Source organism: Peteryoungia algae, assembly GCF_030369675.1.
GTDB classification, from domain to species: Bacteria; Pseudomonadota; Alphaproteobacteria; order Rhizobiales; family Rhizobiaceae; genus Allorhizobium; species Allorhizobium algae.
Window position 1 is genome coordinate 2,353,081 of sequence record NZ_CP128477.1, and the last position, 11,920, is coordinate 2,365,000.

General features: G+C 57.7%; 8 protein-coding genes, 1 tRNA gene and 2 rRNA genes (1 of these 11 cut by a window edge). 7 read left to right on the forward strand and 4 right to left on the reverse strand.

All coding sequences use genetic code 11. The annotated features are described in order from the left end of the window. Nucleotides 1-6 precede the first annotated feature (6 nt). On the reverse strand, nt 7-702 hold the full coding sequence (locus QTL56_RS11370) for a FadR/GntR family transcriptional regulator (RefSeq protein WP_245135554.1): 696 nt from the start codon (nt 700-702) through the stop codon (nt 7-9). A gap of 155 nt (nt 703-857) precedes the next feature. On the opposite strand from QTL56_RS11370, the gene QTL56_RS11375 reads away from it, so the two are divergent. The 7 genes from QTL56_RS11375 (at nt 858) to QTL56_RS11405 (ending at nt 9,446) form a co-directional block, all read left to right on the forward strand. Beyond that, complete coding sequence (locus QTL56_RS11375; protein ID WP_245135551.1) at nt 858-1,652, forward strand: ABC transporter substrate-binding protein; 795 nt, start codon at nt 858-860, stop codon at nt 1,650-1,652. Nucleotides 1,653-1,715: 63 nt separating this feature from the next. After that, entirely contained in the window at nt 1,716-2,387 is a 672-nt protein-coding gene (locus QTL56_RS11380; protein WP_245135549.1) for an amino acid ABC transporter permease, read from the forward strand. Next, nucleotides 2,387-3,136, forward strand: coding sequence for an amino acid ABC transporter ATP-binding protein (locus QTL56_RS11385; RefSeq protein ID WP_245135547.1), 750 nt, complete (start codon nt 2,387-2,389; stop codon nt 3,134-3,136). The genes QTL56_RS11380 and QTL56_RS11385 overlap by 1 nt, the downstream gene beginning before the upstream one ends. A gap of 29 nt (nt 3,137-3,165) precedes the next feature. After that, a complete protein-coding gene (locus QTL56_RS11390) occupies nt 3,166-4,437 on the forward strand; it encodes a cysteine desulfurase-like protein (RefSeq protein WP_245135546.1) in 1,272 nt (423 codons plus the stop codon). 26 nt (nt 4,438-4,463) lie between these two features. After that, complete coding sequence (gene hydA, locus QTL56_RS11395; protein ID WP_245135544.1) at nt 4,464-5,894, forward strand: dihydropyrimidinase; 1,431 nt, start codon at nt 4,464-4,466, stop codon at nt 5,892-5,894. A gap of 407 nt (nt 5,895-6,301) precedes the next feature. Continuing rightward, a complete protein-coding gene (locus QTL56_RS11400) occupies nt 6,302-9,151 on the forward strand; it encodes a PAS domain S-box protein (RefSeq protein ID WP_245135542.1) in 2,850 nt (949 codons plus the stop codon). Nucleotides 9,152-9,323: 172 nt separating this feature from the next. Further along, entirely contained in the window at nt 9,324-9,446 is a 123-nt protein-coding gene (locus tag QTL56_RS11405) for a hypothetical protein (RefSeq protein WP_280640715.1), read from the forward strand. Between the two features lie 95 nt (nt 9,447-9,541). Here the strand turns inward: QTL56_RS11405 and QTL56_RS11410 are convergent. From QTL56_RS11410 to QTL56_RS11420, 3 genes are all read right to left on the reverse strand, one after another. Next, nucleotides 9,542-9,618, reverse strand: a tRNA-Met gene (locus tag QTL56_RS11410). Between the two features lie 219 nt (nt 9,619-9,837). Beyond that, a 5S ribosomal RNA gene (gene rrf / locus QTL56_RS11415) occupies nt 9,838-9,952 on the reverse strand. Between the two features lie 137 nt (nt 9,953-10,089). Further along, nucleotides 10,090-11,920, reverse strand: a 23S ribosomal RNA gene (locus QTL56_RS11420); it runs 969 nt beyond the window's last position.

Below are 11,920 nucleotides of genomic sequence, written 5' to 3' on the forward strand. Positions count from 1 at the left end.
CACACCTTACGGCTCCAGTCCCGCACAACGGGCGGTATTGCGGATATGGGTTTCCATCTCGAGTTTAGCCCGCTGGCCATCATTCGACCGGAGCGCCGAAATGATCTTTCGGTGCTCACTGATCGATTCCCGCATCCTCTCGGGATCAGTGATCGGGATCGGCTGCCGCTGAGTCTCCGTCACCTGATCCCGCACCGTTTGGTAAAGCGCCTTGAGCATGGCATTCGAACAGGCGGAAACGATTGTACCGTGAAATTCGAGATCGGCCTCGACATTGGCCAGCAGATCCTGGCTGGCCCAGCAGTCCTCCATCGTTCTGGTCGCCTGCTCCATTTTGTCGAGCTGCAACTGGGCAAGACGGCCTGCGGCTAACCGCGCAATTTCGCCTTCGAGCAGGATACGGGTCTGGAAAACATCGAAGACCGAATAGCTGTCGGAATAACGCCAAGGCGCCATATGACCGCTCGTGCCGGCCGTGGCTGCCGGACTGGCAACGAACGTCCCCCTGCCCGCTTCCGTCTTCAGAAGGCCCAGCGTTTCCAGGGTCAGCAAGGCTTCGCGCAAGGACGCGCGACTAATGCCGAATTTCTGTGAGAACTCGCGTTGCGACGGGATTTTCTCACCCGGCTTCAACTGGCCGGACTGGATCATGCCCTGGATCTCGCGTGCCACGGATTGTGGCACGAGCGTCTTGTTGAACATGCGGTCTCTTCCCCGGCAGCCTGTTTCGAAGCGCAAGTGTATTTTTTCTGGCCGCCCCTTGCCAAGCAGAAAGCAGCATGCTTGTTTGGCCTGACTGGTCTGACCAGTTAGACCAATGTAGATTGAGTCATGTTCAAAAAACAAGGGGAACTCTCATGACACGTTCATCCACAGTCAAGGCAACACTGGTGGCAGGCCTGCTGGCCACCTTCGGCAGCCCGGTGCACGCAGCAGACCTGACGGTCGGCGCGAATATCGGCAATGTGCCGTGGGAATTTGAAGACGCCAGTGGCAAGGTCACCGGTTTCGAGGTCGACCTCGTCAACGAGATCGCAAAACGCCTCGGCAAGACAGTCGAATTCGTCAACACGCCATTCAACGGCCTCTTCCCGGCTGTCCAGTCTGGCCGCATCAACATGGCGATCTCGTCGATCACCATCACCGAAAAGCGGCTGGAATCAGTTTCGTTCGCCCAGCCATACTATGACAGCGACCAGTCGCTTACGGTAACGGCCGCCTCGGGCATCACCGGCCTGGCCGACATGGGCGACAAAGTCGTCGGCGTGGATACCGGCTCGACCGGCGACATGTGGGCCGATGCCAACAAGGGCGAGTACAAGCTCGGAGAAATTCGCCGCTTCGAGGGTCTCCAGCCCGCGATGCTCGACCTGGTTGCCGGCCGCATCGACGGCTACATTTCCGACATTCCGGCCCTTCTCTACTACGTCAAGGACAAGCCGGAACTGAAGGTGGTTGAACGCATCCCGACGGGCGAGAAATACTCGATCATGTTCAACAAGGATGATCCGCTCGCAGCCGAAGTGAACACCGTCATCACCACACTTAAGCAAGAGGGCTTCATCGCCCAACTGCATGAGACCTGGTTCGGTGCCAAGGCCGAGGACACCACCTCGACAGTCACCGTACTCGACATGCCCAAGGCCATGTAACGCTCGAAACGCAACCGGTGGAACGGTCTCGTTCCGCCGGCCTGCCATGGGAGCCGAAACGGCATGACACTCATCAATACCTTCTTCAACGTCGACGTCCTGCTGAACAGCCTTCCGGCCCTGCTCTGGGGTCTGGTTGTGACCTTGCAAATCGGCATCACGAGCATTCTCGTCGGTCTCGCCGGTGGTCTCTTTCTGGCGGTAGCACGCCTTTACGCGCCGGCCTTCTTCAAGCTCCTCATCCGCATCTATATCGACATCTTCCGCTCGATCCCGCTGCTGGTGCTGCTGATCGTTGTCTATTACGCGCTCCCCTTTGTTGGCATTCGGCTTTCGCCTTTCCTGTCTGCCGTAACCGCATTGTCGCTCGTCTCGGCAGCCTACACGGCGGAGATCTTTCGTGCCGGTATCGAGGCCATCCCCCATGGCCAGTTCGAGGCCTCGGCGGCACTCGGCCTATCCAACCGTCATACGATGGTCGACGTAATCCTTCCGCAGGCGATCCGCATCGTCATTCCGCCGCTCACCAATAACTGCATCAACGTGATGAAGGACACGGCTCTCGCCTCCGTCGTCGCCATGCCCGACCTTCTGAAGCAGGCGACCCAGGCGCAGGCGCTCGCCGCCAATCCGACGCCGCTGATCGGCGCGGCGCTTATCTACATCGCCCTGCTTTGGCCGATGGTCGCTGTCGTCTCACGACTCGAGAAACATTTCAGCCGGGGGAAACGCTGATGACTGAGACGAACACGCCCCTCATCTCCGTCCGCGGCCTGACCAAGGCCTATGGCACCTTCACCGTGCTGCACGATATCGACCTCGACATTGCCGAAGGCGAAGTCGTCTGCGTCATCGGCCCATCCGGCTCCGGCAAATCTACGCTCATTCGTTGCATCAACCATCTCGAAGCCTTCGCACCTGAAAGCCGCATCACCGTCGACGGCATCCGCGTCGAACCCGGCCCTGCCCTTGCCAAGGTGCGCGCCGAGGTCGGGATGGTCTTCCAGTCCTTCAACCTCTTCCCGCACATGACGGTGCTGAAGAATGTCATGCTCGCCCCGATGCGGGTCCGTGGCACGGGGAAAGCGGAAGCAGAGCGCAAGGCGCGCGAATTGCTGGCCCGCGTCGGCATATCGGAGCAGGCAGAGAAATATCCGGGCCATCTCTCCGGCGGCCAGCAGCAACGTGTGGCGATCGCCCGAGCCCTGGCCATGGAGCCGCGCGTGCTGCTTTTCGACGAGCCAACCTCGGCGCTCGATCCGGAAATGGTCGGCGAAGTGCTCGACGTCATGCGCAAGCTCGCCGGATCAGGTGTCACTATGGTCGTCGTGACACACGAGATGGGCTTTGCCCGCCAGGTTGCCGACCGCGTGATCTTCATGGATGGCGGACGGCTGGTCGAGAGCGGGCCTCCCGAAGAGATCTTCGACACCCCGAAACATGAGCGGACGCGCGGCTTCCTGCGCGCAGTCCTCAATCACTGAACAAGAACAAGACCGGAGGACACACCGCCATGGCAAACAGTTCAACCAAGACGCTCGATCTCGACTACGTGCGCAGCCAGTTCCCGGGGCTTGCCCGCGGCTGGACTTTCTTCGACAATGCCGGGGGATCGCAGATCCTCAAGGGTGCCGTCGAACGCATCAACACGTTCCTGTTCGAAAAGAACGTCCAGATCGGTGGGTCCTACGAAGTCTCGCAAGCCGCAGCCGCAGCGCTTTACGAAGCGCGCACTGCCGCCATGCATCTCGTCAATGCAGGTCGCCCGGAAGAGATCGTCTTCGGCAACTCCACCACCGCGTTGCTGCAGAATCTGGCCAAGGCCATGCACAGCCAATTGTCAGCGGGCGACGAGATCGTCATCACCATAGCGGATCACGAGTCCAACATCGGTCCCTGGGATAGGCTGCAGGAACGCGGTGTGGTGCTCAAAGTCTGGCCCCTCAACAAGGAAAACTTGACGCTCGACCTCGCTGACCTTGCGCCGCTGATGACCGAGCGGACCAAGCTCGTCTGCGTCACCCACTGCTCGAACCTCCTGGGCTCGATCAACCCGATCCGTGAGATCGCCGATTTCGTCCATGCCAGAGGTGCAAAGATTTGCGTCGATGCCGTCGCCTATGCCCCGCACCGCGCCGTCGACGTTCAGGCCTTGGACGTCGATTATTATGTCTTCAGCCTCTACAAGACCTACGGCCCGCACTACGCGCTGATGTACGGCAAATACGATCTCCTGCTCGCACTCGACCCGCTCTATCACTACTTCTACGGCTACGACAAAGTCCCAGGAAAACTGGAGCCGGGAAATCCGAACTATGAGCTTGCCTATTCGACCTGCGGGATCGTCGATTATCTCGTCTCTCTGGGAGAACGGGCCGGGGAGACAGGATCGGCCCGCCAGAAGATCGAGGCCGGTTATGCCGCCATCACAGCCCAGGAAGACGCGCTCACCGAACGGCTGCTGACCTATCTGCGTTCCCGCAATGACTGCATGATCGTTGGCCAGTCCGTAAACCGCGAGAGCCAGCGCGTGCCGACGATCGCTTTCCGTTTCGACGGTCGCGAGGCAGGCGATCTTTGCAAGGCCATGGATGCAGAGAAGATCGCCATGCGTTTCGGCGACTTCCACTCCCGCCGGCTTGCCGAATATCTTGGCCTCACCGACCACGGCGGCATGCTGCGCGTCTCGATGGTGCATTACAACACGATTGAGGAGGTCGACCGTTTTACAGCTGCCCTTGACCGCATCCTCGCTGGGGACGTGGGCCTGGCAAGGGCAAGCTGACGGCTGCAACGAAAGGATTTCATGAGATGCGCTTCGATACGGTGATCCGCAACGGAACGGTGGTAACGGCGAGCGATACCTTCGTCAGCGACGTCGGCATCAAGGATGGCCGTATTGCCGCACTCGCCGCAAACATCACGGATGCCGAAGAAGTCATCGACGCCACCGGCCTTTTCGTGCTTCCCGGCGGCATCGACAGCCATGTGCATCTCGACCAGCCCTCCGGCGACGGCATTGTCATGGCCGACGATTTCGACAGCGGCACGCAGTCAGCCGCCATTGGCGGCAACAGCACGGTCTTGGCCTTCTGCATGCAGGAAAAGGGTCAGTCCCTGCGTGAAGCGCTGAAGATCTACCATGCCAAGGCCGAGGGAAAATGCCACGTCGACGTTTCCTTCCACCTCGTGATCACCGATCCGACGGCCGAAGTGCTCGGCCAGGAACTGCCAGCCCTGGTCGAGGACGGCTACACCTCGCTCAAGGTCTTCATGACCTATGAGGGACTTCGCCTGCGCGACGACGAGATCCTCGCCACGCTCGACACGGCAAGACGAACCGGCGCGCTAGTCATGGTTCACTGCGAGAACGAGGACGCCATCCGCTACCTGATCGGACGGCACGAGGATGAAGGCAAGTTCGCGCCGAAGTACCACGCCACGACCCGACCCGTCGCAGCCGAACGGGAGGCAACCCATCGCGCATTGTCGCTCGCCGAAATCGTCGACGTGCCCATCGTCATCGTGCATGTCTCGAACCGCGAGGCCATGGAAGAAATCCGCCGCGCCCGCCAGCGGGGCCAGAAAATCGCTGGCGAAACATGCCCGCAATATCTGATGCTGACGGCAGACGACCTCGATCTCGAAGGGCTGGATGGCGCGAAATTCGTCTGCTCGCCGCCACCGCGCGACAAGGCAAGCCAGGACGCTTGCTGGGAAGGGATCGAGCAGGGCGTCTTCGACCTGTTCTCCTCCGACCACTGCCCCTTCCGCTTCGACGATCCGGAAGGCAAGCTGAACGAGAAGGGAAAGCGGCATTTCCGCTGGATCCCGAACGGCATTCCGGGCGTCTCGACCCGCCTGCCGATCCTGTTCTCCGAAGGGGTAATGAAAGGCCGGATCGACATCAACCGTTTCGTCGCGGTGACCTCGACCAACCACGCGAAACTCTACGGCATGTACCCGCAAAAGGGCACGATTGCGATCGGTTCCGATGCGGACATAGCGCTCTGGGATCCGACGCAGCGGGTTACACTGACCAACGACATCCTTCAGCACGGTGCCGACTACACACCCTATGAGGGCCTGGAGGTGACGGGCTGGCCCGTGCGTCTCTTCGTTCGCGGCAAGACGGTCATGGAACGCGGCTCGCTCGTGGATGCCGGACACGGCCACTATCAAAGCCGCAAGCGGTCGAGCCTGATCAAGGCCGCCAGTTTGGACGCAACAAGGCGCCCATAAATCAGCAGGCAGCCCTTTCTTGGGCTCGATTGCAAGAAATCAGCGCGCTGTAGAAGTCGTTCGTGCGCGGGCACGAATGTCTTGGATCGATGCAAGGGCGCTGGTCCAGATCGTCAACAACACGGCAGATATCGAGTTTGAATGACCTTGCCCCCTGTTGCATCTTGGAAAGCTGCCCCCCCCAACCCGAGCAACGATCATCTGCAGCATACTTTTTGCCTGACGGATTCCGCCGCAAGCTCCCTCCCCGCATGGTGGCACCGAAAGCCCTATGCTGTCATCGGTGAATATATCCAATTAGGTATAAACGATTTGCTCCTCGGATAATCTCAGTACAATTTTTCCCGGGCGGGAACCAATGTCGCCGTCACGCGTTCGTGTTCGGGGCAATTGTAAGGGCGATGTGCGTGGAACAAGTCGATCTTCGGAAATCCGTCGCGGCTGCGAAGCTGGTTGAGTGCGGGAGAGTGGTTGGAGAGCAGCTCTTCCCCCTGTTGGTCGGCGCGATCGCCGAGTCATTGTCAGTCCGTTGGGTGCTGCTGTGTGTCGTGGATCAGCATGACGCGCAGAAGGCCCACACCCTCGCATTCTGGGACAATGGACCAGCGGAGAATTTTGCTTACGACCTCGCGCACACTCCGTGCTCGCAAATCGTGGAGCAGGGAACATGCGCTTACGCGAGCGATGTCGTGCAGCTATTCCCGCGTGATAAGATTCTGCAGAAAATGGGGGCGGAAAGCTATGTTGGGACGCCACTGCGGGCGATCAACGGCCAGGTGGTTGGCCTGATCGCTGTCCTTCACGATGAGCCAATCGAAAACACCCAACTTGCGGCAGATGTCTTGGAAATCTTTGCAGGACGTGCAGCCGCTGAGATCGAGCGCGTTCGTAGTACTTCAGTAAATGAGCGCCTGGGCAGAGTGGTCGAAGATTCCGTCAGCGAAGTCTATCTGTTCAATGCCGAGACCTATTGCTTCGAGCTGGTGAACCGCGGCGCACGAGAAAACCTCGGCTACACGATGGATGAGCTCCGTCGGCTGACACCTTGGGACTTGAAGCCAGACCTTAGCAAAGAAGCTTTTATCAATATGGTCGCTCCACTTCGCGATGGGAGCGAACGCGTGCTGCAATTTGAGACGCGCCATCGACGGAAGGACGGGACCCGCTATGATGTGTCGGTCCGACTTCAGCTTCTTGGTGACCTCGACAAGGTTTTCTATGCAGCTATCGAGGACATTACAGCCCGCAACCAAGCGGCTCGAGAACTCGGCCTTACCACGCAACGATTAAACGCCATCATCAACAACACGATGATGGCGATATTCATGATGGATAGCCGACAGCATTGTGTGTTCATGAATTCTGCTGCTGAGCACCTCACCGGCTATAAACTTGAGGAAGTTAAGGGGCGACCCCTTCACGACGTCATCCATCACACCCACCCCGATGGCCGGCATTTCCCTTTGGAGGATTGCCCGATCGACAGAGCTTTCCCCGAGGAAAACCAGGTACAGGGAGAGGAAACGTTTATTCATAAAGACGGCAGGTTCTACCCTGTCGCATTCACCGCCTCACCAATTCGGGATGACGAAGGCATAGCCATTGGGACTGTCATTGAAGCGCGTGAGATCACGGAAGAGCTTCGTGCACGAGAAGCACTTCACTCCTTCAACGACGCTTTGCAGAAACGCGTAGCCGAGGCAATTGAAGCGCGGAGCAAGATTGAGCTTCAGCTCTTGCAAGCGCAGAAGATGGAAGCAATCGGTAAGCTTACGGGCGGCGTCGCACACGACTTCAACAATCTGCTTCAGGTAGTCAGAGGCAACCTTGAATTTCTGGCGCGAGACGTTGCCGGCAACGAAAAAGCGGAAGCACGTGCACGAAACGCACTGACTGCGGTTGTCAGAGGTGCGAAACTTGCCTCGCAGCTTCTTGCATTCGGCCGCCGGCAACCTCTCGAACCGAAGCCCATCAATCTTGCCCGTCTCATGCGGGAACTAGACGACATGCTTCAGCGGGTTTTGGGGGATGGTGTCGAGATTGAGACGGTCACAGCGGGTGGCTTGTGGAATTGCCTGGCTGACCCGACCCAAGTCGAAAATGCCGTGCTGAACCTTGCTATCAACGGACGCGATGCCATGGATGGACATGGGAAGCTGACCATAGAGGTTGGGAACGCTTCCCTTGACGACGCTTATGCTGCCCAGCACGTCGACGTGACCGCGGGGCAGTATGTGATGATCGCAGTCACGGATAACGGCTGCGGTATTGCGCCAGACAAATTGGAGCACGTGTTCGAGCCGTTCTACACGACGAAGCCCGAAGGCCAGGGAACCGGCCTGGGACTGAGCATGGTCTACGGCTTCGTAAAGCAGTCCGGCGGACATGTAAAAATCTACAGCGAAGTGGACCATGGAACAACGGTGAGGATATATCTGCCACGCACCCGTCAAGACGAGGCAATGGTGGTGCAGAGCACCTTAGAGGCAGTCGCGGGTACTGAGACCATCCTTTTGGTCGAGGATGATCTTGGAGTGAGAGAGACGGCAGCTGAGATGCTATCCGATCTCGGCTACCGCGTGCTTAAATCGAAGAACGCCGACAGCGCCTTGGCCGTGATTGAGTCTGGCGCTGAAATCGATCTGCTGTTCACGGATGTGGTGATGCCCGGTGTCTTGCGCAGTACTGAGCTGGCGGACCTCTTCATTCAACGCTTACCGAACGCGGCTGTGCTCTACACCTCGGGCTATACACAGAACGCCATCGTCCACGCAGGGCGGCTTGACCCGGGCGTAGAGCTTCTCAGCAAACCCTATAGTCGCGAGGATCTCTCGCGGAAGATCCGGCAGGTTCTCGATCGCAGGAAAGTCCCGTCCACTACCGAAACGGGTAGAAAGCCGATGGCGAGACCACGAACGGTTCTGCTCCTTGAGGATGAACCATTAATTCGCATGAGCACCGCAGACATGCTGGCTGAGCTCAATCTGACCGTGATTGAAGCTGGTACAACCCGCGAAGCCAACAGACTCTTGCAAGATAGCGCGATTGATGTGCTTATCGCAGACCTGACGCTTCCCGATGGCTCAGGATTTGATGTCGCGCGGGTCGCAAAACAAGCCAATGCGAATGTGCTTGTCATCTTTGCGACCGGCAAATCGGTCAATATCCCTCCGGACCTCAGCGGAGCAAAATGGCTTTCAAAACCCTACGATTTTACAGCTTTGGCCAAAAGCCTCTCGGGTGCCAATACTGATTGATCAGTGTGCCAAAGGGGGTAGAGCGATTGATCTCAGACGGTCGCATTCGACTGCGCGCAGCTATTGGGTCGCGGTCTTCGGGACCTTGAACATATTGGCGTCAGCTTCCGGCGGTCCAAAGTTTGGTCCCAGGGCAAGAAAACCCAAGACTCCCCCGAAAACTGGAGGGGAGTTGGGTCTCAGGTCAGGCGATATCGCCAACATCATGGCGTCCATGGATGTGATCGACGTGCTGCAGCAGCAGTTCGTGGCCGCCGCCCAAAACGATCTGATGGCGCGCATGGCATCCGGTTGAGATCGACACGGAGCTCAAACGCCAAAAGCTCCTCAGCGAATATGCTGAGGAGCTTTTGAAGAAGTTTCCCGAGTGGGAGAATTTGCGCGTTTGGTTGGTTGCGGGGGCAGGATTTGAACCTGCGGCCTTCAGGTTATGAGCCTGACGAGCTACCGGGCTGCTCCACCCCGCGTTACCAGCGTAAATCCCGGAGGGATTTATCGCGACAGAGCAAACTCGTAAGAGTTTGCGTCTCTACCGGTGCAAATCCGAGGGGATTTGCGCCCTTTTCGGCATTGTACCAAGCAAAAAGGACCGCTTTGAGCGGCCCTTGGATTTCGGCAGGGCCGAATGCGTGATTTGAGAAGATTTTCAGGTTCGAATTCGAACCGGACAACATTGCCTTTAGCAGACCTGGCAGCGACCTACTCTCCCGCGTCTTGAGACGAAGTACCATTGGCGCTGGGGCGTTTCACGGCCGTGTTCGGAATGGGAACGGGTGCGGCCACCCCGCCATGACCACCAGGTCGGCTAAGGGCAATGTTGTTGAGAAGCTGGTGAGGTCGCAAACCGCATGCGGTTTATCGCGAGAACCTCTTTTTGATGAACACGTATTTGGCATCATCGCCCGGTTTTTCCGGGCCGATGAGCATGGTCAATGAGAACGATCAAGCCAATCGGGCTATTAGTAACGGTAAGCTTCACTCATTACTGAGCTTCCACACCCGTCCTATCAACGTGGTAGTCTTCCACGGCCCTGATAGGGAATACTCGTTTTCAGGTTGGTTTCCCGCTTAGATGCCTTCAGCGGTTATCCATTCCATATATAGCTACCCTGCTATGCCGTTGGCACGACAACAGGTCCACCAGAGATATGTCCATCCCGGTCCTCTCGTACTAGGGACAGATCCTGTCAATATTCCTACACCCACGGCAGATAGGGACCGAACTGTCTCACGACGTTCTGAACCCAGCTCACGTACCGCTTTAATTGGCGAACAGCCAAACCCTTGGGACCTGCTCCAGCCCCAGGATGCGATGAGCCGACATCGAGGTGCCAAACAACCCCGTCGATATGGACTCTTGGGGGTCATCAGCCTGTTATCCCCGGCGTACCTTTTATCCGTTGAGCGATGGCCCTTCCACACGGGACCACCGGATCACTATGACCGACTTTCGTCTCTGCTCGACTTGTCAGTCTCGCAGTCAGGCGGGCTTATGCCATTGCACTCGACGACCGATTTCCGACCGGTCTGAGCCCACCATCGCGCGCCTCCGTTACTCTTTCGGAGGCGACCGCCCCAGTCAAACTACCCACCATACACTGTCCCGGATCCGGATGACGGACCGCGGTTAGACATCCATGACGATAAGGGTGGTATTTCAAGGATGGCTCCACGGAAACTGGCGTCCCCGCTTCAAAGCCTACCACCTATCCTACACATGCCGACACGAATGCCAGTGTAAAGCTATAGTAAAGGTGCACGGGGTCTTTCCGTCTGACCGCAGGAACCCCGCATCTTCACGGGAATTCAATTTCACTGAGTCTATGTTGGAGACAGCGGGGAAGTCGTTACGCCATTCGTGCAGGTCGGAACTTACCCGACAAGGAATTTCGCTACCTTAGGACCGTTATAGTTACGGCCGCCGTTTACTGGGGCTTCGATTCAAAGCTTGCACCTCTCCTCTTAACCTTCCAGCACCGGGCAGGCGTCAGACCTATATACGTCGTCTTGCGACTTCGCAGAGCCCTGTGTTTTTGATAAACAGTCGCTACCCCCTGGTCTGTGCCACCCCATCATACTTGCGTATAAAGGGGTCACGCTTCTTCCGAAGTTACGCGTGCAATTTGCCGAGTTCCTTCAACATAGTTCTCTCAAGCGCCTTGGTATACTCTACCTGACCACCTGTGTCGGTTTCGGGTACGGTCTATACGGTGGAGCTATTTCCTGGAACCGCTTCCCCGCCCAGACAATCCAATAAGTCTGAACGAGTTACGCAATCCGTCACTACCACCAGGCCCACGAATATTAACGTGGTTCCCATCGACTACGCATTTCTGCCTCGCCTTAGGGGCCGGCTAACCCTGCTCAGATTAACTTTAAGCAGGAACCCTTGGTCTTTCGGCGAGGGGGTCTCTCACCCCCTTTATCGTTACTCATGTCAACATTCGCACTTCCGATACCTCCAGGGCCCCTCACGGGTACCCCTTCACAGGCTTACGGAACGCTCCGCTACCACGTGGATAAATCCACATCCTCAGCTTCGGTGCATGGCTTTAGCCCCGTTACATTTTCGGCGCAAAGACCCTTATTTAGACCAGTGAGCTGTTACGCTTTCTTTAAATGATGGCTGCTTCTAAGCCAACATCCTGGTTGTTTTGGGATCCTCACATCCTTTCCCACTTAGCCATGACTTGGGGACCTTAGCTGGAGGTCAGGGTTGTTGCCCTCTTCACGACGGACGTTAGCACCCGCCGTGTGTCTGCCGACTAG

What these genes read in the sequence shown, in the direction of transcription:
- QTL56_RS11370 (WP_245135554.1), bottom strand. Translation starts at nt 702, where the DNA reads ATGTTCAACAAGACGCTCGTGCCACAATCCGTGGCACGCGAGATCCAG.
- QTL56_RS11375 (WP_245135551.1), top strand. Translation starts at nt 858, where the DNA reads ATGACACGTTCATCCACAGTCAAGGCAACACTGGTGGCAGGCCTGCTG.
- QTL56_RS11380 (WP_245135549.1), top strand. Translation starts at nt 1,716, where the DNA reads ATGACACTCATCAATACCTTCTTCAACGTCGACGTCCTGCTGAACAGC.
- QTL56_RS11385 (WP_245135547.1), top strand. Translation starts at nt 2,387, where the DNA reads ATGACTGAGACGAACACGCCCCTCATCTCCGTCCGCGGCCTGACCAAG.
- QTL56_RS11390 (WP_245135546.1), top strand. Translation starts at nt 3,166, where the DNA reads ATGGCAAACAGTTCAACCAAGACGCTCGATCTCGACTACGTGCGCAGC.
- hydA (WP_245135544.1), top strand. Translation starts at nt 4,464, where the DNA reads ATGCGCTTCGATACGGTGATCCGCAACGGAACGGTGGTAACGGCGAGC.